Below are 21,122 nucleotides of genomic sequence, written 5' to 3'. Positions count from 1 at the left end.
AGGGCGGGAGGCCAAAGCCTCTCCCCTTATTGGCGAACTTGTGATTGTGTGGAGCGGTTGTTTCCAATGATGTTGCCCAACGCACGATCTACAAGTTGTGGAAGGTTGGCGTCACGTTTATCAAGTTCCTGAGTAACGTGGGCCATGACCAATGCACTATCTTCTTCAGTAGCTTTGCCGTGAAGTTCAATGTTGATTTTCGGACCTTCAATTGTGACGACAGGGGCGTTAGTAATGGTTGTTGGTGCCATTACGCCAGCGGGTTGTTGGTTGGTGGGATCAACAGGCTTGCCAGCTTCTTGCACTCGACTGAAGGCGTCGGCGTGCTGCTGCCAGTTCGCCATATCGATTTGAAGTTGGGGCAAAAATCCTGGGACTACGGCCTGAGCGAATGGCGTCTCTTTCTGGTCACTGATATTTGGAGTTGGCTTGGCTAAGGCTCCAATCCGCTTCTGCCAGTTCTCCATGTTGAGTCCAAATTGCGGCATGACCCCCGGCATTACAGCTTGCTTGTATGGAGTCTCTTTCTGATCCTTAATAGGAATCGAGTGGCTTGACAAGTCTTCAGCTTGCTTTTTGTAACTATCCCGATTGTCTTTAACGTTGAATAGCCAGTTGTAAAAACCGCCAATAGGCCCGCCCTGATGTTGGGAGTTTCCATCAACATTGGAATAGTCGTGTGTGCCAACCATGCTTAGAGAGACTGGAGTATCAGCCGTTGTCATTCGTTCTTGCGTCTTCTGTTGGTCGCTCTTTTCGCTACCATCAGCGTTCTTGTTCGCCATCATACGAAGAGCGCCAGTCATTACGCCTGTGAGTGCAATATCGAAGTTTGCAAGGGAGGTCTTCAGCGGCTGCATTGCCTCATTCAATTCGCGTTCACTTTGGATACGATCCTTGATTACTTGAGATAGTTCAGCATCAGAGTTGATGTTGTTCGTATTCAGATAGGCTTGGTTGTCAGCACGTTGTTGAGCAGACGCTACGCTGTTGCGGTTACGTTCAAGCGACTCGCCGTTATCAGCAACGAGCTTCTTCATGCCTTGATCATACCAATCAAACTTAACGCCTTTACCGCCCTTCAGGTCTTTGTTGTAAGAACCCAAGCCTTTCTTGTAATCGGTAATGCCATGCTCTTTCATGTACTCGCGTACAACGTAAGGTGTGAGCATCGGCATACGATCGTTGATGATGTTGGCATCAGAAGCAGCACCAGTACCATCGCTCGCCATCTGGCCAAGTTGTTTGTTCAACTCCTTGTTGTCTTCTTTGCTTGTCCCGGCAACACTGAAAGCCTGTTGACGCACGTTCCAAGTGTTGGTGATTTCGTCAAGCGTCTTGCCAGCAGCGGCCATGTTGATCGCCAGCGTTCTGAAGTCTTTGGCTGTATCAGTATCGATTGCACCACCATTTTCATTCTGGGAGTGAATGAACGAATCACGGTAAGCCTTCACGATTTCAGGGTTCTTACTGATCGACATGAAAGCGTTATTGAAGCCTTCAGCTTGTTCCACACCTTCTTGACGTTCGTGAATACGATTGCCAATCATGTTGGCGGCAGCAGTGAGGGCACCGATTGCAGCTCCAATACCGCCTAGAGCCATCAGGCCGCCCATTGCACCAAAGCCGCTGGAGCTTTGTGAGTTTCTGGCGTTCTGGTTTGCTTGCCACTGTTGTTGGCGAGCTTGAGCCCATTGAAACTTCTGATCTTTCTGAGCTTGGTTTGCAGCCTTGTTGGCATTCGTTTGTTGCAGACTTGCCAACTGTACAGTGTGCTTCGCAGCACGTTGTTGGGCTGTAGTCTGTGATTGATTCATTACCTGTTGAATACGTTGAATCTGGGTCATCGACTTCAAGTGTGCATTGCTGGCCTTTTGGGTAGTTGCACGAGTCTTGGCGGCAATAGCTTCTAACCTGGCCTGCTTGGTCAGAGACGCTGTTAGAGCGTTCTGTGAGGCGAGCTGTTGCTTGGTAATGCCTTTGGCTCGCATCTGTACTGCGTGAGCCTTAGCGGCCACTACAGCGCCTTCCTGTTGGGATTTAACAAGCTGGGATACTAGGCGAGTTTGCTCTTTAGTTCCGGCGAACTGAAGTTTCTGTTGTGATAGCTCTGCTGCAAAGGTCTGGCGTTTCTGATTGCCTAGAGCAATTTCTGCTCGATGCTCTCGACTCATTGAACTGTTGAGTTTGGCCTTGGCCTTATCAATTGCAGAAGTATCAACGTTCAACTTCAGAGACTTTGACATATTGGCAGCAAGCTTGTTGTACTGTGCTCCAAACTGTGCCATTTGTTTTGTGCTACGGGTCATCAAGGATTGGAAGCGATGCAGTGGCCCGCTTTCAATATCAAATACAAGTTTGCCCGTCAGACGTGCGATTTCTTCTTGGATACTCATTATGGATTATCTCTTTGCCAGCGATCTGGCTGCTGATTGGTCTGCTGTAGGGCTTACAACACTTCCACCAAATGCACGAATTCCAATCTGTGGTTGGTATTGGTTGGTCATGGTTGCAAGTGTCGTCGTTAGTGTTGCCTTGTTGCCACCAATGTAGAGTTGTTGGGCTGCTTCAATATGGCCAAGTCTTGCAGCGTCTTTGTAGAAGTCATCAGTGATTCTGCGTACAGGCATTGTGGAGCTAATAGCAATGCATAGACCGAATTCTGTATTGAACCAAAACAGATGAAACTTAGGACGCACACCCAACCTTTGTTTTAGGAAGCGTCGAAAGAGTCGGGTCAGGTTAGCAATATCCACTTGTGGTCCTACGAGATAAATGCTGTATTGAGTTCCACTTTCATAAAGTGCGTGAAGATGGCGGTTGGATTGTCGTTTGAATTCTTTAGTCATTAGTGGCCTCCTTTTGTGTAAGCTTCAGTGTGGGTTTTAAGCGATGCGTAGCATTCAATCGCTAGGTTAAGCACGGATTCATCAAGCTCTTGCATGAGTTCGAATGCTCCCAGTTCTGCGATCGATCGTTCATCTGGATTGTCAGAGCAAAGTGCAAAGATGAAAGCCAGTAGTTCAGATTGTTGTTGCTTCAGATGTAGTTCTTGCACAGTGGTATCTCCTGAATAAGTAGGTGGTGTGCTGTATGCGACTTGGGAAGTTGTTGGGGCGCTACGGCCCCAGGATTTGTTAACGACTGTATTGGTAGCCGTTAACGTCGCTACGTTTGAATCTTGGGTTTTGTTGTTGAGAAAGATCAGCACGAACTTCAGCCAGAAGCTGAGCTTTACGTTCTGCTTCGCGACGTTCAAACTCTGCCATTACCTCAGCCTCTTGTTGCTCTTGACGTTTTACTGCTGCGTTGTGTTGTTCGATTTCACGCTGGTATGCGGCTTCAGCTTTTGCACTGATCAGTGGAATATCCTTTTGGAACAATTCTTCTGATTTGCGAGCCGTGAACTCAAGCAAGCCTTTTGTAAGTGCTGGGATGGTGTGCTCTAGTTCCCAACCCAAAGCCTTCAGGTCTGCGTACTTCTCAAGAGCTTCATGGGTAGTTCGGCTGTAGAATACACAAGAGCCTGTTGGGTTAACGCTTCCTTCATGCGAAGGAGCACCAACACGGGCCAGTTGGATTGCTTGAGCAACATAAGCGGCGAGTTCAGTTTTGTTTGCTTTACGGATTTCAAGTTTCATTATGTAAATCTCCTATTAGAATGTTGTGGTGTTGAAGAAGTGAGTGGCGGAAAAGCTCAGTAGGCCAATTGATGCACTGCTTAGAATCATCAGGAATGCCATGTACATCACTGGCCTCCTTTTTCAATGGCTTCAGCAATGACAGAGGCTCTATAGTCTTCTGCAAGTTGCTCGCTGGTTTTCATTGGAACGATTACAGAAGGCTGGATGTTGATTTTGATTGTTACGTTGATCGTGGTGTTGTGCATGGAACGATTTTTCCTTATTGGTTATGTTGTGGGGTTGCTGCTGCTTCTCGCTTTCGCTTTCTAGCGGCTGCCTTTCGACAATACTCGTGACAGTATTGGCTACGGCATGTAAACGCTGTATAGCTTCTTAGGCAGTAATTGCAGGTTTCAGTTTTGGCTGGCATTGTCTTTCGTCTCCTTATTCTTTTTGCGGTTGGCTCTCTTCCTGCACTTGCTGGAGCAGTAAAGAGCGGTACAAAGACTTGTGATAAATGGAGTGCCACACTCCATGCAGGGTTTTACGATTTTCATTCGAGGGCGTACCTCCTTTTTAATGGTGATTTAAATTGATTAGGTTGGTTTGTCACGCAGTCGTAGTGGAGATCAAGAAAAGGGCCATCGCTGGCCCATAATCTTGTTGTCATCGTTCCATGACAATCACCACACTTGATAGTGCCTATTACGATAATCGGAGTTTGAAAAAGCAGATAAGCAAACCGATTGCCGCCTGAAGGCGCAGTAGGGGAATAAGTTGTTGGTATCGCCATTCACCAACGGGAACTAAGTAACTCTCCCAATCCAAAAGAGAGTTGGCGTGCGTTGAGGAAACGCATGGAATCCACTGTCGAGTGGAAATCTTTGAAGAAGGTCAGGAGCGAAGTCCAAACCTTGAAACTTGGAAGAGAAACTTTTATCTCTATCTATAGGTTATTGTAACACGAGACTTGGGTTTGTCAAGCATATTCTGTGCCAAGTCGTCAACTAATTTAAATTAATCGATGGTTGGAAGGCTGGCAGGGCTTGGCTATGCGGTGGTTTGCGGGCGTTAGGTAGGCAGGGAAGGGGCAACTGCTAGCAGCGTGAATCAACGATGAACCAGACCTTTGAAGTGTTCAATTCGTCCCACAGGGTCAGACGTGTATCCGTTCCACACGGGGGCTTGTCTGTCTCTAGGGCTCCGATTGTGTCAGCGATTGACGGCCTGTTACGCGGCGGATAGGATAAACCCCACAACGCAGCATGTTGGGTGAAGATCATGTCGTAGATCAGCGCCGAGTTCCACGCGACTTGCGTATGCCCCGGGCCTTTGTTCACGCCGGCGAGCATGTCGACCCAGCGATCGAATTCCGGCTTCCAGCGGCCGCCGTAATAGGTGCTGCGTTCATAGTTGCGGATACCGTCGGCGCTGAGTTTGAGTTCGCGCTCGTACCATTGGTCAACCGTGCGGTAGGGCACGCCGAGGGCTTTCCAGTCTTCCAGGCCGATGGGGTTGACCAGCGCCAGTTGCTCGACCTGTTCGGGGTATAGCAAGGCATAGCGAGTGGCAAGCATGCCGCCGGTGGAATGCCCCAGCAGAGTGGCTTGCTGGATGCCCAGGGCCTTGAGCAATTGCTGGGTGTTCGTCGCCAGTTGCTGGAAACTGTACTGATAGTGCGCCGGTTTGCTGGAGGTGCAAAAGCCGATCTGGTCCGGGGCGATGACCCGATAGCCGGCGTCGCTGAGGGCTTTGATCGAGCTGTCCCAGGTGGCACCGCAGAAATTCTTGCCGTGCATCAACACCACGCTGCGACCATTGGCCTTGCCGTGGGCGGCGACATCCATATAACCCATTTGCAGGGATTGGCCCTGGGATTCAAAGGCGAAGTGCTTGAGGGTGTAGGGGTAGTCGAAACCCTGCAACTCGGGACCGTATTCCGGTCCTTCCGCGTGGGCTATGACGGGCAGGGTGGCGGTCAACAGCAGGCCAGGTAACCAGCGGGAAAAGGGGCGCGACATGGGAGAGCTCCATGGAAAATCCGCCGATGCTGGATCGACTCGATTAGGGCGGCATTAAACACAGGCAACCGCCGCCCTTGATGGTTCAACCCATCCAGCCCAGAGTCGCCATGGCCAGCACGCCGTAGCGGGCACCTTTGGCCAGGGTGACGATCAGCAGGAAGCGCCCCAGCGGCTCGCGCATGACCCCGGCGACCAGCGTCAGCGGATCGCCGAGCACCGGCAGCCAACTGAGTAGCAATGACCAGTGGCCGTAGCGTTGGTAATGCAGTCGGGCCTTTTCCAGGTGTCGGGGGCTCACCGGAAACCAGCGTCGGTCGCGGAACCGCTCGATCCCGCGCCCCAGCCACCAGTTAAGCAGCGACCCCAGAACGTTGCCAAACGTTGCCACCGCCAGCAGTGCCCAGAGCCAGTACCTGTCGCTGAGCAGCAATCCGACCAGCACGGCTTCGGATTGCAACGGCAGCAGCGTGGCGGCACCGAATGCCGCGAAAAACAGCCCGAGGTACGCGCCGGACATCAATGGGCGGGGTAGTCCGCAACCACCACGTCAGTGCCGTCCTTTTTCAGGCCGATGACCTGATAGGCATCGCTCATGCCGTCCATTTCCATGCCGGGCGAACCCATGGGCATGCCGGGCGCAGCGACGCCCAACAGATCGTCGCGCTTGCTCAAGGCCAGGACCTGGTCGGCCGGGACATGACCTTCAACGAATTTGCCGTTGATCAACGCGGTGTGGCACGACGCCAGGCGCGGCGGCACGCCGTGCTGTTGCTTGAACTCACTCATGTTGGCTTCGACGTGGTCTTCGACCTTGAAGCCATTGGCCTCCAGATGGGTGATCCATTTTTTGCAGCAGCCACAGTTGGCGTCGCGATGAACCTCGATCGGAATGAGGTCGGCGGCCTGGGCCAGGGAGGACATGAACAGGGCGCTCAGGGCGATCAGACGCAGAGGGTTTCGCATGGGATTCGTCTCGGCTAACGGGCAAAAAAACGCATTCTGACCATTTTTATTGGTCAGACATTCAAGGAGTGTTTCGAATTGCTACAAAGGTCTGCCATTCGATAATGGTAGATCATCGCTGTCAGGCAGATGAGGGGCACATTACAAAATCGTCAGGTTGAAATGCCGAGGGTAAGTATCGGTGTTGATTAAAACCAACTAGCCGCTATGTAAGAAAAGTCTGAAGGACCATTCTTTAATGTGCCAAGACCCAATAAACAAGAAGTTTTACAGTATGTATCTTAATTGTACGAAAATTGTTAAAGCTCTGAATTAAAGTTTGGTGGCCTCAAGTGCTCCGGCCGATACTCCTGACCTCCTAACTTGGCCAAACAAGGAGTTTTCAATGACTATCGGATATACCGGCGCCTGGACCGCGAAAGCGGGCCTGTTGGTTCGAGATACCGTCAGCAGATCAAAGCCTGTTCCCCAGAGCGTCAAGGTCAGGCAGATGCTTGACCTGGTGGGCGACAATCCAGTTGAACTGGATACAGTCAAGATGGACAAGATGAAATTGCGCAAGCAGATGAAGGGTTTTGATCCTACTAATGTTTCAGTCAAATCTATGGGCAGTCTCAGTGTCTTTCTGAAAGAACGTGGCCTGATCAGTGATGTGACGGCGGTCACGCTGAGCAATGCCGGTGACAAGTTCGACCGGTTTGGCATCAAAGACCCTGACGCTAAGTTCAATGCACTGGAATATTTCGCCACGCAACTGGAGAACATCCAGAATAACAATCTGAAGGGTAACAAGTACGCCAACTACCTGGTTCCCGAGTTCAAAAAAGCGATCTACGTGCTGCAAAACCTGGAAACTTACGGCAAGAGCAACGGCCCCATGGTGAGGCCAGGCAGTATTCTCTCGGACGAGGCCTGAGGCCATGTTGCCCGGCCCGCCCGGTTCATTGAGCGGGCCGGCGGCCCTTACTGAAAGTCCTCATGGTTATCGCCGCAATGAAGCTAAAACTCTTCATCGGCTGTAACATGAGACCCCGCTTGTAGCCGCTTATCCCCGAAACAGGGTAAGCGCTTGGCATGCGTGTCGATACAAACCGGATACATTTTCAGATTCAGGAACCCGCAATGACTCAGTCGCAACGTTTGAAATACTCGATTCTGATCTCCCTGGTGGTGCTGGGGATCATGTTTGGCCTTTCCTGGTTGCAGAACACCGGCGTCATCAGCGAAAAACTGTTCCAGTACATCGCCATTGGCGTGGCGGTGGTCGTGGTGGTCATCAATGGCGTGATGCGCCGCAAGGTCAAGCCCTGATCATACGATCATCGGTTGCGCAAAATGGCAGCAGCCTGGGGATGCAGGCTGTAGCTCTTGTCGGGATTGAGGACAATCACGCCTTCACTGCACAAGCGCTTTAGCACTTCACGCACGCTGAGAAAGGACAGGGGAATATCCAGGTCCAGCAATTGGCTGTGCACGCCGCGCACACCAAGGCTGCGGTCGTTTTCGGCGGCCGTCAGCAGGGCGTCGATGACTTTCAGGCGGATCAGGCTGGTTCGCAGGCCAAAGCTTTTGAGCAGGATCCTTATCCGCTCGTTGCGGCGGCGATCGGTACGCGGCTCGAATACGCCGACTCCCATGGAAGTACCCTTTGGCGCGTTGCTGCCATCCGTTGGCAGTTGCGAGTTGTACATTGCAAAACTCCTTTTCAGAGCCTGATCAGGAAAAAATGGGCGCTCTTACAGGACTAGACGTATGAGCAGCCCGAATCATGAAGGTTCGAATGTAGAAAATTTGTCGCCATCGCGTGATCAACCTGTCAGACCATGGGTTGTTGCGCAGTAATTCCTTAAATTTTCGTGGTGAGCTTCGTCCCTACAGGGAGGCACGGTGCGCGTGGATATGCGCAGCTGTGGCCATCGTTTTTTCGATCAGGAGCGAGTGTGATTATTTCCAGCCAGTTAACCAGGTTGAGCCTGGCGGGTGTGACTCTGGGGTTGAGCCTGGGGCTGAGCCTTACGGCGAGCGCGAGTGGTGCGCCTGCGCAAACGAGCGCGGACATCCGCCGAACCGGTTTCGGCGTGCCGCACATCCGCGCCGACAACGAGCGCGGGCTCGGCTACGGCATCGGCTATGCCTATGCTCAGGACAACCTGTGCCTGCTGGCCAACGAGATCATTACAGTCAACGGTGAACGTTCGCGGTATTTCGGACCGGATCAGTTCACCGTTGAGGAGCGGGAGAATCTGGTCAGCGATGTATTTTTCACCTGGCTGAACACCCCGCAAGCCGTCGCCGGTTTCTGGCAGGCCCAGACCCCGCCAGTGCGTGAGTTGGTCGAAGGCTATGTGGCGGGGTACAACCGCTCCTTGAGCGAGCGTCGAGCCCAGGGTTTGCCGCCGCAGTGCCAGGGCGATTGGGTGCGCGACATCACCCCCTCGGATCTGGTCAAGCTGACCCGGCGCCTGTTGGTCGAAGGTGGCGTCGGCCAGTTTGCCGAAGCCCTGGCCGGTGCCACGCCACCCAAAGCCGCGGCCCAGGCGTTGAGTGCACAGCCAGCGTTCCAGGTGGCCGACACGCGGATGCAGCGCTTCGCCCTGGACCGGGGCAGCAACGCCGTCGCGGTCGGGAGTGAGCGTTCCTTCAACGGACGCGGCATGTTGCTGGCCAATCCGCACTTTCCGTGGGTGGGCGGCATGCGCTTTTACCAGATGCACCTGACCATTCCCGGCAAACTGGACGTGATGGGCGCGGCGTTGCCCGGCCTGCCGCTGATCAACATCGGTTTCAATCAACATCTGGCCTGGACCCACACAGTGGATTCGTCCAGGCATTTCACGCTGTATCGCCTGCAACTCGATCCCAAGGATTCGACCCGTTACCTGCTCGACGGTCAGTCCTTGCCGATGGACAAGCAGACTGTGACCGTCAACGTCAGGCAGGCGGACGGGCAGGTCCAGGCGATTTCACATGTGGTCTACAGCTCGAAATTCGGTCCGGTGGTGCAATGGCCGGGAAAACTGGATTGGGATCGTCAGTTCGCCTTTAGTCTGCGCGACGCCAATCTGGATAACGACCGCGTTCTGCAGCAGTGGTACGCGATGAACCGCGCTGAAAACCTCAAGGATTTCCAGGCCTCGGTGCACAAGATCCAGGGCATTCCGTGGGTCAACACGCTGGCGGCGGACGATCAGGGGCAGACGCTGTACATGAACCTCTCGGTGGTGCCCAACGTCAGCGTCGACAAGCTGGTGCAATGCAGCGATCCGCGAGTTGGCTTGCAGATGATCATTCTCGACGGCTCCAACAGCGCCTGTGCCTGGGACATCGACCCGCAGGCGCCACAACAGGGTATCTATGCAGCGGACAAGTTGCCGCAATTGCTGCGCAAGGATTTTGTCCAGCACGCCAACGACTCGGCATGGATGGCCAACCCGGCGCAACCGCTGACCGGCTATTCGCCATTGATCAGCCAGGACAGCCAGCCATTGGGGCTGCGTTCACGCTTTGCCCTGGACCGTTTGAACACGCTGGCCCAGGCCGGCAAGGTCGGGGCAGCGGACTTGCAGCGCATGGTCATGGACGATCAGGTTTATCAGGCGAATCTTGTGATGCCGGATCTGCTGCAGTTCTGCGCGGCGGATCTCGGTGCCGATGCCAAAGCGCTCACGCCACTGTGCGCCAGCCTCAAGGCCTGGGACCGCAATGCAAACCTGAGCAGCGGTCTGGGCTTTGTGCACTTCCAGAATGTCATGGAGGCGTTGGAGCCAGTGCCGGACGTATGGCGCGTGGCATTCGATCCGCAGGACCCGCTACATACGCCGCGTGGACTGGCAGTCGATCAACCGCAAGTGGCGAAGGCGCTACGGGCAGCGATGCTGGCTTCGGCTGAACTGGTCAAGGCATCAGGACTGAAACCCGACAGCCGTTGGGGCGATATCCAGGTGGTCAGCAGCGGCGGACAACAGACGCCGATCCACGGTGGACCGGGTACGCTGGGGGTCTATAACGCCATCCAGAGCGTGCCGCGCAGCGATGGCAAGCGCGAAGTGGTCAGCGGCACGAGTTACCTGCAAGTGGTGACTTTTGACGAAAACGGACCGCAGGCCAAAGGGCTGCTGGCGTTCTCGTTGTCCAGCGATCCGGCCTCGAAGTACTCACGGGACCAGACACAGGCATTCTCCAGGAAGCAATGGAGCGTGCTGCCTTTCACCGAGCAACAGATCCTGTCCGATCCGGACTATCAGGTGCAGACGATCCGTCAGCAGGATGCAAAGGTGGCCGCGCAGTAAAGTAGTGGAGTTTTGCATGAGCGCTGAAGGCCGCACCCCGCAAGGGTGGCGGCCTTTTCAGCTTTTTGGGGACTTTTGCGGAATTGCGTTGACCACCAGATTGCCGTTCTGGTTGCGGGTCAGGTAGACCGGCAGGACCCGCGGCAAGGACTTCACCAGGCCGTTGATCTCTTTGATGTTGTAGATGCCGCCGATATGGATCGAGCCGGTGCTGTGGTCAGCCACCATCAACGGTTTGTCCAGGTAGCGATTGATCAAGGGCAGCGCATCGCTCAGGGCCAGATCGTCGAGCACCAGCTTGCCCTGGCGCCAGGCCAGCGAGCTGTCATTGTCATAGGTCTGGCTGATGCGGGGGATGAAGTCGCCGTGGCGATAACTGGCCTGCATCGCCGGGCCAAGGCGCAAACCGTCGCCTTGCAGGTCGGCGTTGCTGCTGACCAGTACCGAACCCTCGATCAGATTGACCTTGACCTGGTCTTCATACATCCAGACGTTGAATTGGGTGCCGGTCACGCGAATCCGGCCTTCGGCCGCCTTGACCACAAACGGATGACGGGTGTCATGGCTGACCCAGAAGAACGCTTCGCCTTTTTCCAGCGTGACTCGTCGCTGATCCTTGTAGTTGCTGTAGGTCAGCTCGCTGCCCAGGTTCAGTTCCACCTGGCTGCCGTCCTTCAAGGTGACCGTTCGAACATTGTCGGACGCTTCGAAATGCTGGTACGCGTTCGGAACCCAGCCCAGGTGCCAGCCGCCATAACCGGCCAAAGGCACTGCCAGGGCGCACACCGCCGCTGCAATAGCCAGGCGGCGCCACGGGTTTACGGGTTGGGTGCGAACCAGCGGCACCACAGGTTCGGGACGGGGTAAGTCGCCAGCGACATCCCAGATCTCCAGCATCGCTTCGTACTCGAAGGCATGGAGCGGATGCGCATCACGCCATTGCTCGAACGCCTGGCGTTCTTGCTCGGTACAGTCACTGGCGTGCAGACGCATGCACCAATGCGCGGCGGCGTCGGTGATGGCGTCGTATTCGGCTTCCGAAAGCGTGTGGTCGGTCATTGGCCCTTCCTGATTTCCTGCATTCTAACCTTGGGGGAAGTCTGCGAGAACATCAGTCATGGCATTTAACCATCAATGGGTAATTTTTTTTCAACGTCTGGCCTCTGAAACACCTGCTGTCGGGTAGCAGTATCCATAGGGCGCGTGAAAAAAAGATCAAAACAAACACCGCTGTGCAGCGCAGATCCGGGAATCTGCGCGTTATTACGCCAGGATCAGGTTTCAGAGGTCGTAGCGACCGGTACCGGGTCCAGTTGCCGGCCCATTTCGCAGATCAAAAAGGCGATCGAGTCTGCATTGTGCAAAATGACGTCGATTCGGAACTTCGAATCCTGCACGTTTAAAAAAGCTTCCCGTGCCTTTTCCATGGTCTTGCTGCCAGTCAGCCGCAGGATAGCCTTGCCGATATGGTAAGAATCCGCAATCGAATCCAGGCTGATCCACGATTGCAGCCCATTGTTCCAGCGTGCGAACAGTTCCTCCTTGGGCGTTTCCATCGACAAGGCTTTTCGCTGGAAGTCCAGCTGAGTCTGTTTCCTTTCTGCGCCATAGGCGGTGATCGACGAAACCAGATCGCTGAACGGCCGCCTGGCCTCAAGGGGTGCAATGTCCACGGCCTCGGAAAACATATGAGCGAACTCGTGTATCAGCGTGGCGGCCTGGCTGTGGCCGTCGACATCGAAGGGTTGGGTTAAACCGGATTTGTACCAGTCGAGCTGTTGATCGAAGAACCTTTCGGTGAAATGCACATTGCGCTGTTGATCCTTGTCCAGGACAAACGCGATGAGGTTGTCCCTCGGGTCCCGGTTTGAACCCACAATAAAGCGTTGCGAGTTCATCAAGTCTTCATCGGGATCGACCAGCGCGTTGCAGATGGGAACGATGGCTTGTTTGATTTTGTCGATCAGTGCTTTGTCGACCTGGCCAACATCAAAGAAGTGTTTGAGAAAGGTATCGAGCCGTGTGCCCGGGACGAGTTTCCTGAGCTGTACCAGGTTGTGCAGGCTGTTGAACGCGTAAAAGCGCGCCAAGTCGATGGCCTGCACGATCATGTGGGCTTTTTCGGGATGTTTTGCGCGGATTTCTTCCATCCCCCGGGCCTTGATGTTCAGCACCTCCTGGGCGGCATGGGCATAGGCAAACTGGTTGTGCATTTTCGAGACGGCTTTGCCGAAGTGCACGGTATGGGTGTCCGGGTCGATCACCAGTTGCTTGTCGGATGCCGCCTGTAACACGGGGCCTTCTTCTTCCCCTTTGATTATTTTCCAGACAGCCCCGATCTTGTTTACGCCGTAGACCTTGCCGGCAATGGCGGCGAAGGATTTCTTGCTGGCTGTTTCAAGGTAGGTGCCGTCCGTGCTGCTTTTCGTCAGGTCCTTGAGCTCGACCGATGTTTCGAACGGTTGCAGCCGCGTGCGCAGCGGTGCTGTCGACCGGGCCTGTGACCAGGGTTGCGTGATCACGGGGGTGACAACCGGTTGCGCAACGGCTTCGCCGGTTGCCTCGGCGGTATCGACCCATCCTTCAAGCGATAACCGGCCCAACGACACGATTTGCGCCGCCCCGGCGATAAAGTCGCGCATTGCCTTCCCCCAGTGATGGTCCTGCAGGTTTTCGGCCGAATTCAGGGCGTCCTTGTAGGCCTTCCAGAGAAACTGCACATACGCGAGTTTGCCCGGCAGCAGGCCTGAGATGCGCTCGATGCCGGAGCCGAACAGGTGTTTAACGGCCTCCCAGTCAGACTGAGCGGTAGCGTTTGCCTGGCTGCCGAGCATCTTCACCAGCAGATTAGTGTTGTCATGGAACAAATGAGTGAGCAGGTTGCCACCGATGGGGTTGGACGCAAGGGTGATTTCGCTCGATTGGCCGACGGTGGACTTGAACAGGTTGCGAAACACGGTTTGCTGACTGTCCGGCAGGCGACGGAGCAACATGTCCTGCAATGGCCCCGGTGTGTTGAGCGCCGAGACAATGCTGGCCTCATTATCAAACTCAACGAACGGTGAGCCACCGGGGTGGTAGGGGGCATAGAGGATTTGCGGGCCTGCCTTGCCTTCGCCGGGACCCACCAGGTACAGGCCCAGCGCCTTGACGGCGGAGGTACCGCTTGTCTTGAGCAGTTCCAGTGGTCGGGCAATGGCGTGTGCGCCTTCTACGGCCGCCCGGGCGATGGCGTCCGGCATGTCGAATACTTGCCGAAGCAAATCGAAAGCACTGTCGGACAGTCGCTGCTGCAGTTTCAGTTCGTGGGCGTGTTGCAGCAGTTGCCAGGGCAGTTGTTTGGCGAAGCGCAACACCCTGCTTTCGACGTCGGCCGCTTGATTCGACAAGCTGTCCGTGACCTGTTTGGCGTAGTTCTGCGCAATGTCCAATGACAGCAACAGTTGGCGGACAGCCGCCTGGTCCAGACCCCGGGGCAGCGATTGAGTGGTTGCCGACCCGACCTTGAACCCGGTGCCTTGCGCAATGTTGACGTGGTGCAAGGCGAACTCGGTGAGGGTCCGGGCGGGGCCGACCAGGGCCAGGTTCGGGGTGATTTCAATATTGTCAGGGTCCAGCGCTGTGGCGGGGAAGCGGCTGGCGAGCAACGATTTCAGTGTTTCATGCACATACGACTTGAGGGGTTTGATCCCGTGTAAATAGTCTTTGTCCTCAACAACGCTGTTGCGGTATTGCTCCAGCAGTTCAAGGTGCAGTCGCTGCTCTTGCTGCGGAGCCATTCCCAGCCAGGCGGGCAGGGACTGCTGTTGGCTGATCGCCCGGGCGATCGACGTGGCTCTTCGCAGGTTGGTGTTGAGCACCGTTGTGGTCAGGGCTTTAAGGGCTTTTTTCTTCTTCGTGTCGCTCAGATCGAAAGTGCGTACGTGTTCGTAGCGAGCCAAAAAGTGCTCGATGGACGATTGCGCGACCCGCTCCAATGCAGGTCCTTCAATCAGCCGCAGCGGACCCAATGAGTAGCGCTGGTGAAAGATGCGTTGGGTCGGGGTCAGGTTTTCCAGCAACGCCAGGCGTTGTTGCGGTTCGAGCAGGCGCCGGTTCAGTTCCAGCCGTGCACGATTGATGGTGTCAAAGACTTCCAGGCCCTCGGCGGGTGTCCACAGGATCGTCCGGCCGGAATGCGAGGGGTCGAGTCCGCCACGCTCGGTCAACAGTAGGCAATGGGCCAGAGGCAGGACATCCTCCTGGCCGGAGCACTCCAGCGTCAATGAGTAGGCATCGGGTCGGAAGCCCTTGAGGGACGGACGGTTTAGCCGGTCGGTCTGGTCCGGATTGAATACCGTGTCGACAATGTCCCGATCCGCATCCCGCAGCGTCGAGTCGAGTACCCGCAGGCTGGCTTCGCCACGCAGGCCAACGGACAGTGCATGGGTCAGGCGGGGTTTGATGTTTTCCAGATAGACCCGTTGCAAGGCCAGAGAAGCGACCGGTTGTGCTGCGAAATCTGCGTTGATCTGTGTTTCGATGTCGCTGAAGGTCTTGACGAAAGTCTCCACCGTATCGGCCAGCACAGTTGAGGGACGCTGATCGCCGGATAACACGGGCCGCGTGCTCCAGCGTTCGTCGGTAGTCAGTATCAGCAGGCGCTCGCTGATCATCGAGCGGATATCCAGCGCCTTGTCGAACAGAGCATGGATGTCCACGCTGCCGTCACTGTGACGGAACACTTGCAGGGCATATTCCAGGTTCTGCAGTTGCTTGCCGATGATCCGGTCGAAGAGCTTGGGGAAGATCTCGCCGGAAATCACTTCGCCGGTCACATTCGGCCGGTCAAAACCAATGAAACACTGGCGCTCCTCCAGGCTCAGCAGGCCGTAGAACTCATCCTCGTGACCGGCTGCGCTGAACTTGCTCAGCACCGTATCGCGCAAGTCCTGATAGTCCTTGAGCACCTGCAGGCCTGCGGTGGGCGTGTAGAGAAACGCATTGCTGGCGCTGACCATCAGTGAGCCGGCCAACTCCACATAGTTGGCCTGGTACTCCCACAGGCGCACGGTTTCGACGGACATCGATTCGTTCGTCCGGCTAGCCGTCGAGATCAACGCGTGCAAATCCTGGCTTTGCTCAGGGGTGATGATCTCGGCTTCGCGCTTGAGCAGCAGTTGCACTCGCGCCTGATCGGCGATGGCCTGGCCGAAGAGCTGGCGACGCGATGCGCCATCGGCGCTCGGCGCAACCCAGAAACCTTCGAGCTGCCCGACCAGCAGGCTGATCAGTTGGCGCGAGATCGTCGTGACGCCTGCCTCCCAGAGTGGCTGGTCGGTTTTTGCCGGGGACTTTTTCGGATGGGAAAACTCAGGGGAAGACCCGGCTGGCCAACGCTGATGGCGATAGTGCAGGAGGACGGCCTCACTCAGGGACAGGGAGTTGACCCAGCGTCGCGCCGGATGGCTTTCGTCAGCATTCTCTGGCGTTGTTGCCTGGTAGAAGTTCACTTGGCTCTGGCTCTGATCCAGACCGGGAAACGACGCCGCCAGCTTCTGATTCAGTAATGTGTCGAGCAGCGAGGTCAGGGACGGCAGCGCTTTCAATTCGTCGAGCAGGGCCTGGTCGTTGAGTTGCTGATGGGTGGAGAGGGTGTCGCGCTGGTCTTCGAACACGTCGCCGTCGATGGTTTGAAAGTCCAGTTCGATGTCGGCGGCGTCCACCACGGTCTTGCGTTGAGACAGCGCCATGAAGGCCAGCAGGTCGTCGTCTTCGCTGGCCGCCTTGAGTTGCGTCACCAGTTGTTTGGTCAGGGCGGTACGGTTGGCGAATTTTTTGATTCCGGCGTACGGGGTGTAGAGAATCATGCCATTGTCTTCGGGCGTCGCGGTCAGCACAAAGCTGCCAGCCAGCGCCACGGGTTCCAGGCCCTGGATTTTCAGCAGGATTTTCTTCGCCAGCATGGGCGGCGTCTGCTCATCACGCAGTGCCTGGGTGGCCAGTTCGATTTGGCTGAACCATTCGAAGTCCTTTTGCGTCAGGCCGTGGGTTTTGCCAAGTTCTTTCCAGAGGCCGCGCGACGTCAGCGCCTCGGGGAAAAACAGCGGAGTTACTGGTGTAGACATCGTCGAGTCTCGTTCAAGGTGCCACTCAAAGGCGCCTGTGGATTGAGCTTCGAGACTAAAAGCCGGTGCGTTGGCGCAGGTGGTAAATAGATAACGCACGGGGCGTGGACATTCGTGACAGGGATATACCTCATCGACCCTGAGCGAAAGGTTGACAGGTCGCATGCCGCGCGTTGTTAATCGGCGGGTCTTTGTACGCTGTTGTTCCCTCCAATAATTAGTCTGGAGCTTCAGATGTCTGCGCCACACGATCACGCCTCTACCGCGGTCCCGTCACACCTGTCATTCGAAGCGCTGAGCGCTTTGCTGGAGAAGATATTTCTGCGTCACGGCACGTCGGCCGAGGTTGCCCGGGTGCTGGCGCAAAACTGCGCCGGTGCCGAGCGCGACGGCGCGCACAGTCACGGGGTATTCCGCATTCCCGGTTATGTTTCGACGCTGCAAAGCGGCTGGGTCAATGGCCAGGCCGTTCCGGTGGTCGAAGATGTGGCTTCAGGGTTTGTGCGGGTCGACGCCAATAACGGTTTTGCGCAACCGGCCCTGGCGGCGGCACGCGAGCTGCTGGTGCAGAAAGCCCGAAGTGCCGGCATCGCGGTGCTGGCGATCCGTAACTCACACCATTTCGCGGCCTTGTGGCCGGATGTCGAACCCTTCGCGGATGAAGGCCTCGTGGCATTGAGCGTGGTCAACAGCATGACCTGCGTGGTGCCCCACGGCGCCGACCGGCCGCTGTTCGGCACCAACCCGATTGCCTTTGCTGCCCCGCGAGCCGGTGGCGAGCCTATTGTCTTCGACCTGGCCACCAGTGCCATTGCCCATGGTGATGTGCAAATTGCCGCCCGCGAGGGTGAACGCTTGCCGGCAGGGATGGGCGTGGACAGCCTCGGCCAGCCGACCACAGACCCGAAGGCGATTCTTGAGGGCGGCGCGTTGCTGCCGTTTGGCGGGCACAAGGGCTCGGCGTTGTCGATGATGGTCGAGTTGCTTGCGGCGGCACTGACCGGCGGCAATTTTTCCTTCGAGTTCGACTGGAAGGACCACCCTGGCGCCAAGACCCCCTGGACTGGCCAATTGCTTATCGTGATCGATCCGGGCAAAGCGGCGGGGCAAAGCTTTGCCGAACGCAGCCAGGAACTGGTGCGGCAGATGCACGGTGTCGGCCTGAAGCGTTTGCCGGGGGATCGGCGTCATCATCAGCGCGCCAAGTCGCTGGCCAATGGCATTGAACTGGATGCCCGGACGCTGGCGAATCTGCGGGAGTTGGCGGGGGACTGATTCTGTCAGCAGGTGCTGTAGAACCTGTGGGAGCGAGCCGGCTCCGGGCGGCGTTCCGACGAAAGCGGTGTATCAATCAACATGGATATTGACTGACACGACCTCTTCGCGAGCAGGCTCGCTCCCACAGGGTTTACGGTGTTTGATCGGAATGCTTAGCGACGCCCCAGCAACAACCCCACCACCAAACCAAACCCGGCGGAAATCGCCACGGTTTGCCATGGATGCCCGCCGATATAGGTTTCAGTGGCCTCGACCGCGGGCAGGGTGCGGTCGCGTACGCTGCTCACCGAATCCCTGGCCTGCTGGAGTTTCAGGGCGATTTGTCCGTGAAGGGTCTCCGCTTCTTCCCCGACCAGTGAGGCGCTGCTTTTGAGCAGCTTTTCCGACTCTTCGATCAGCGATTGAAGCTCGCTGAACGCTTGATCCTTGATTTGATCTTCGGCGGCTTGCGCGGCGGTTTTGCGGGCCATTGAAGTACTCCTTGCAGGTAGGTGGACAGTGAACAATGGAGTCTGCCGTCGTCGGAAAAGTTGCAGCTGTTTTGCCCGGGTAGGCCATCTTGCTGAAAAACCGGCGCAGGACATTTCGTCCTACAGTGTAAGATGTCGCCTATTTTACGCAGCAGGAAATTCCCATGAGCTTCAATCTGGCCGACAAACCCCTCGCCGAGCGCGCTGCGCTTGAAGACGAGAAATCCCGTCTGTTCGAACTCTGGCAAAACAACCTGGGCAAAGCCAAGGGTGAGGCCGCGCGGTTGTTCGGCGAACGGGCCAAGCGCAAAGGCAAGTGGGCGGAATGGGTGCGCGCCGAACTGGATGGCATGTCGCCCCCGGAATACGCCAACATGGTGCGCAGTGAAGTCAATCGCCTGATGGCGGCCAACAAATAACATCGGCTGTCAGGCGAAACTCCTGACAATCGCCTCGCGCACTTTCAACACCACCGGGTCGAGCTGGGTGCTGGTCCGCCAGCCCAGTTCGATCGGGTAGCGCGGCAAGGCCAAGGGGCAGGGCAGCAGCGCCAGCCCGCTGAGCGTTGCGATGCTTTGGGCGGCATGGGCCGGAATGGTTGCCACGGCCCGGCTGCCTTTGAGCAAATGTGGCAACGCGGCAAAATGCGTGGTCGAGGCGCACACCCGCCGACTCAGCCCCAGCGCCGCCAATCCTTCATCGGTAATCCCGATAAAACCGCCGGACGACACCAGAATGTGTTCGCGTGCCACAAACTCCTCAAGACCGATGCTCTGCTGGCCCTCGACCAGGCTCGACGGGTCCACCAGGCACAGATAACCACCTTCCCCCAGCACCTGACGGCTGAGTAGCCGCTCGGCAAACCCGCCCGCGGTGATCGCCAGGTCAATGCTGCGCTCCATCAACGCCTGGGCGACGATCTGGCTGTGGGTCTGGCGGAAAATCAGCCGCAGTTTCGGCGCGCACCGGGCGATTTCTTCGATCAGCCGCCGGCCGTAGGCAATTTCGAAATCATCCGACATTCCCACGGTGACCGAGCGACCTTCGTACTGTTGCGCGGCCGGATCGACCATCGCCAGACTCTGCCGGCATTTGTTCAGGGCATCGCTGACCACCGGTTTGAGCTGATTGGCCTTGAGCGAGGGGGCCAGGCCTCTTCCAGTGCGCACGAACAGCTGATCGCCATACACCTCGCGCAACCGACGCAAGGCCGCGCTGACGGCCGATTGCGTCACGCTCAGGCGCAATGCGGCGCGGCTGGCGCTGGACTCTTCGTGCAGTGCTTCGAAGACTTTGAGCAGGTTGAGGTCGACATCGGTGATATTCATTTGGCTCATATCATTCAGCAGCGAATCGGTCTTTATTGATGATTGCCTGACGCCGGAGAATGATCAACACCTGATGCGAATGGAGTTTCCGAGATGCCCAAATCAATCGTTGCGGCTCTGCAAATCGGCGCCTTGCCCGGTGGCAAGGCTGAAACCCTGGAACAGATCCTGTCCTATGAAAACGCGATCATCGAATCCGGCGCCGGGTTGGTGGTGATGCCGGAAGCGCTGCTGGGCGGTTATCCCAAAGGCGAGGGCTTTGGCACCCAATTGGGCTATCGCCTGCCGCAAGGGCGCGAAGCCTTTGCCCGTTATTTTGCCAATGCCATCGACGTACCCGGCGCAGAAACCGAGGCACTGGCGGCGCTGTCCGCACGCACCGCAGCCAATCTGGTGATCGGCGTGATCGAGCGCGCCGGCAGCACCTTGTACTGCACCGCGCTGTACTTCGATCCGCAGGCCGGGCTGCTGGCCAAACACCGCAAACTGATGCCCACCGGCACCGAACGGCTGATCTGGGGCAAGGGCGATGGTTCGACCTTGCCGGTGATCGACAGCCAGGTCGGGCGCGTCGGTGCGCTGGTGTGCTGGGAAAACATGATGCCGCTGCTGCGCACGGCGATGTACGCCAAGGGCGTGGAGGTGTGGTGCGCGCCGACCGTGGACGAGCGGGAGATGTGGCAAGTCAGCATGCGTCACATCGCTCATGAAGGGCGCTGCTTCGTGGTCAGTGCCTGTCAGGTCCAGGCATCGCCCCAGGCCTTGGGCCTGGACATCGCCAACTGGCCGGCGGATCGGCCGTTGATCGCCGGCGGCAGCGTGATCGTCGGTCCCATGGGCGACATCCTCGCAGGACCTCTGCGCGACAGCGCCGGGCTGCTCACCGCGCAAATCGACACGGACGACCTGGTACGTGCCCGCTACGATTTTGACGTGGTCGGCCACTATGCCCGGCCGGATGTGTTCGAACTGACCGTGGACGAGCGCGCCAAACCCGGGGTGCGCTTCATCGCTTGATACCCTGCGGGCTTTGGCCAAAG

Annotated in this window: 18 protein-coding genes and 1 pseudogene; 6 read left to right on the top strand and 13 right to left on the bottom strand. The window is 56.7% G+C overall.

Annotated features, from left to right (window positions below; genetic code table 11):
- Window positions 1–26: 26 nt before the first annotated feature.
- From WHX55_RS15740 to WHX55_RS15705, 8 genes and pseudogenes are all read right to left on the bottom strand, one after another.
- Entirely contained in the window at window positions 27–2,396 is a 2,370-nt protein-coding gene (locus tag WHX55_RS15740; protein ID WP_353740749.1) for a hypothetical protein, read from the bottom strand.
- Window positions 2,397–2,402: 6 nt separating this feature from the next.
- Window positions 2,403–2,849, bottom strand: a complete 447-nt coding sequence (locus tag WHX55_RS15735) for a hypothetical protein (RefSeq protein WP_353740748.1) — start codon at window positions 2,847–2,849, stop codon at window positions 2,403–2,405.
- The gene (locus WHX55_RS15730) at window positions 2,849–3,058 is read right to left on the bottom strand and encodes a hypothetical protein (RefSeq protein WP_353740747.1); all 210 of its coding nucleotides are present in this window, start codon (window positions 3,056–3,058) and stop codon (window positions 2,849–2,851) included. Before WHX55_RS15730 ends, WHX55_RS15735 begins: the two co-directional genes overlap by 1 nt.
- Window positions 3,059–3,137: 79 nt before the next feature.
- Complete coding sequence (locus WHX55_RS15725; protein ID WP_353740746.1) at window positions 3,138–3,641, bottom strand: hypothetical protein; 504 nt, start codon at window positions 3,639–3,641, stop codon at window positions 3,138–3,140.
- A 107-nt stretch (window positions 3,642–3,748) separates the two neighbouring features.
- Complete coding sequence (locus WHX55_RS15720) at window positions 3,749–3,889, bottom strand: hypothetical protein (RefSeq protein WP_353740745.1); 141 nt, start codon at window positions 3,887–3,889, stop codon at window positions 3,749–3,751.
- Between the two features lie 1,002 nt (window positions 3,890–4,891).
- Window positions 4,892–5,644: pseudogene (locus WHX55_RS15715) on the bottom strand (alpha/beta hydrolase); the annotation flags it as partial.
- 85 nt (window positions 5,645–5,729) lie between these two features.
- Complete coding sequence (locus WHX55_RS15710) at window positions 5,730–6,164, bottom strand: YqaA family protein (RefSeq protein ID WP_150753557.1); 435 nt, start codon at window positions 6,162–6,164, stop codon at window positions 5,730–5,732.
- The gene (locus WHX55_RS15705) at window positions 6,164–6,610 is read right to left on the bottom strand and encodes a DUF411 domain-containing protein (protein ID WP_150753558.1); all 447 of its coding nucleotides are present in this window, start codon (window positions 6,608–6,610) and stop codon (window positions 6,164–6,166) included. The genes WHX55_RS15710 and WHX55_RS15705 overlap by 1 nt, the downstream gene beginning before the upstream one ends.
- Window positions 6,611–6,995: 385 nt before the next feature.
- On the opposite strand from WHX55_RS15705, the gene WHX55_RS15700 reads away from it, so the two are divergent.
- Both WHX55_RS15700 and WHX55_RS15695 read left to right on the top strand, forming a co-directional pair.
- Entirely contained in the window at window positions 6,996–7,526 is a 531-nt protein-coding gene (locus WHX55_RS15700) for a hypothetical protein (RefSeq protein WP_150723725.1), read from the top strand.
- 206 nt (window positions 7,527–7,732) lie between these two features.
- Entirely contained in the window at window positions 7,733–7,921 is a 189-nt protein-coding gene (locus WHX55_RS15695) for a hypothetical protein (protein ID WP_056724563.1), read from the top strand.
- A gap of 8 nt (window positions 7,922–7,929) precedes the next feature.
- Here WHX55_RS15695 and WHX55_RS15690 read toward each other — a convergent pair whose 3' ends face one another.
- Complete coding sequence (locus WHX55_RS15690; protein WP_150723726.1) at window positions 7,930–8,301, bottom strand: fe2+ zn2+ uptake regulation protein; 372 nt, start codon at window positions 8,299–8,301, stop codon at window positions 7,930–7,932.
- A gap of 249 nt (window positions 8,302–8,550) precedes the next feature.
- Between WHX55_RS15690 and WHX55_RS15685 the strand changes: the two genes are divergently transcribed.
- Window positions 8,551–10,899 (top strand): acylase, encoded by a 2,349-nt coding sequence (locus WHX55_RS15685; RefSeq protein WP_353740744.1) that lies wholly within the window; start codon window positions 8,551–8,553, stop codon window positions 10,897–10,899.
- Window positions 10,900–10,956: 57 nt separating this feature from the next.
- On the opposite strand, the gene WHX55_RS15680 is transcribed toward WHX55_RS15685, so the two are convergent.
- Window positions 10,957–11,958, bottom strand: a complete 1,002-nt coding sequence (locus WHX55_RS15680; RefSeq protein WP_150723728.1) for a FecR family protein — start codon at window positions 11,956–11,958, stop codon at window positions 10,957–10,959.
- A 215-nt stretch (window positions 11,959–12,173) separates the two neighbouring features.
- Window positions 12,174–17,006, bottom strand: coding sequence for a DUF6543 domain-containing protein (locus WHX55_RS15675; RefSeq protein ID WP_353740743.1), 4,833 nt, complete (start codon window positions 17,004–17,006; stop codon window positions 12,174–12,176).
- Between the two features lie 234 nt (window positions 17,007–17,240).
- Here WHX55_RS15675 and WHX55_RS15670 point away from each other — a divergent pair, with 234 nt between their 5' ends.
- The gene (locus tag WHX55_RS15670) at window positions 17,241–18,281 is read left to right on the top strand and encodes an Ldh family oxidoreductase (RefSeq protein WP_353740742.1); all 1,041 of its coding nucleotides are present in this window, start codon (window positions 17,241–17,243) and stop codon (window positions 18,279–18,281) included.
- Window positions 18,282–18,436: 155 nt separating this feature from the next.
- Here WHX55_RS15670 and WHX55_RS15665 read toward each other — a convergent pair whose 3' ends face one another.
- Complete coding sequence (locus WHX55_RS15665; RefSeq protein ID WP_150723731.1) at window positions 18,437–18,754, bottom strand: DUF883 family protein; 318 nt, start codon at window positions 18,752–18,754, stop codon at window positions 18,437–18,439.
- A 164-nt stretch (window positions 18,755–18,918) separates the two neighbouring features.
- On the opposite strand from WHX55_RS15665, the gene WHX55_RS15660 reads away from it, so the two are divergent.
- Window positions 18,919–19,173, top strand: a complete 255-nt coding sequence (locus tag WHX55_RS15660; RefSeq protein ID WP_007970091.1) for a hypothetical protein — start codon at window positions 18,919–18,921, stop codon at window positions 19,171–19,173.
- Between the two features lie 9 nt (window positions 19,174–19,182).
- Here the strand turns inward: WHX55_RS15660 and WHX55_RS15655 are convergent, their stop codons facing one another.
- Window positions 19,183–20,091 carry a LysR substrate-binding domain-containing protein gene (locus tag WHX55_RS15655; RefSeq protein ID WP_353740741.1) on the bottom strand — a complete coding sequence of 303 codons (909 nt, stop codon included), beginning with the start codon at window positions 20,089–20,091 and terminating at the stop codon, window positions 19,183–19,185.
- Between the two features lie 84 nt (window positions 20,092–20,175).
- Between WHX55_RS15655 and WHX55_RS15650 the strand changes: the two genes are divergently transcribed.
- Window positions 20,176–21,099 carry a carbon-nitrogen hydrolase family protein gene (locus WHX55_RS15650; RefSeq protein WP_353740740.1) on the top strand — a complete coding sequence of 308 codons (924 nt, stop codon included), beginning with the start codon at window positions 20,176–20,178 and terminating at the stop codon, window positions 21,097–21,099.
- Window positions 21,100–21,122: the final 23 nt, after the last annotated feature.

It is taken from the genome of Pseudomonas fluorescens (genome assembly GCF_040448305.1).
GTDB lineage: Bacteria > Pseudomonadota > Gammaproteobacteria > Pseudomonadales > Pseudomonadaceae > Aquipseudomonas > Aquipseudomonas fluorescens_BH.
The sequence above is the reverse complement of the archived record's forward strand: the minus strand, read 5'-3'. Positions and strand labels throughout refer to the sequence as shown.

Excerpts from the sequence above, each read along its gene's own strand:
- WHX55_RS15740 (WP_353740749.1), bottom strand. The coding sequence starts at position 2,396 with ATGAGTATCCAAGAAGAAATCGCACGTCTGACGGGCAAACTTGTATTT.
- WHX55_RS15735 (WP_353740748.1), bottom strand. The coding sequence starts at position 2,849 with ATGACTAAAGAATTCAAACGACAATCCAACCGCCATCTTCACGCACTT.
- WHX55_RS15725 (WP_353740746.1), bottom strand. The coding sequence starts at position 3,641 with ATGAAACTTGAAATCCGTAAAGCAAACAAAACTGAACTCGCCGCTTAT.
- WHX55_RS15720 (WP_353740745.1), bottom strand. The coding sequence starts at position 3,889 with ATGCACAACACCACGATCAACGTAACAATCAAAATCAACATCCAGCCT.
- WHX55_RS15710 (WP_150753557.1), bottom strand. The coding sequence starts at position 6,164 with ATGTCCGGCGCGTACCTCGGGCTGTTTTTCGCGGCATTCGGTGCCGCC.
- WHX55_RS15705 (WP_150753558.1), bottom strand. The coding sequence starts at position 6,610 with ATGCGAAACCCTCTGCGTCTGATCGCCCTGAGCGCCCTGTTCATGTCC.
- WHX55_RS15700 (WP_150723725.1), top strand. The coding sequence starts at position 6,996 with ATGACTATCGGATATACCGGCGCCTGGACCGCGAAAGCGGGCCTGTTG.
- WHX55_RS15695 (WP_056724563.1), top strand. The coding sequence starts at position 7,733 with ATGACTCAGTCGCAACGTTTGAAATACTCGATTCTGATCTCCCTGGTG.
- WHX55_RS15690 (WP_150723726.1), bottom strand. The coding sequence starts at position 8,301 with ATGTACAACTCGCAACTGCCAACGGATGGCAGCAACGCGCCAAAGGGT.
- WHX55_RS15680 (WP_150723728.1), bottom strand. The coding sequence starts at position 11,958 with ATGACCGACCACACGCTTTCGGAAGCCGAATACGACGCCATCACCGAC.
- WHX55_RS15675 (WP_353740743.1), bottom strand. The coding sequence starts at position 17,006 with ATGTCTACACCAGTAACTCCGCTGTTTTTCCCCGAGGCGCTGACGTCG.
- WHX55_RS15670 (WP_353740742.1), top strand. The coding sequence starts at position 17,241 with ATGTCTGCGCCACACGATCACGCCTCTACCGCGGTCCCGTCACACCTG.
- WHX55_RS15665 (WP_150723731.1), bottom strand. The coding sequence starts at position 18,754 with ATGGCCCGCAAAACCGCCGCGCAAGCCGCCGAAGATCAAATCAAGGAT.
- WHX55_RS15660 (WP_007970091.1), top strand. The coding sequence starts at position 18,919 with ATGAGCTTCAATCTGGCCGACAAACCCCTCGCCGAGCGCGCTGCGCTT.
- WHX55_RS15655 (WP_353740741.1), bottom strand. The coding sequence starts at position 20,091 with ATGAGCCAAATGAATATCACCGATGTCGACCTCAACCTGCTCAAAGTC.
- WHX55_RS15650 (WP_353740740.1), top strand. The coding sequence starts at position 20,176 with ATGCCCAAATCAATCGTTGCGGCTCTGCAAATCGGCGCCTTGCCCGGT.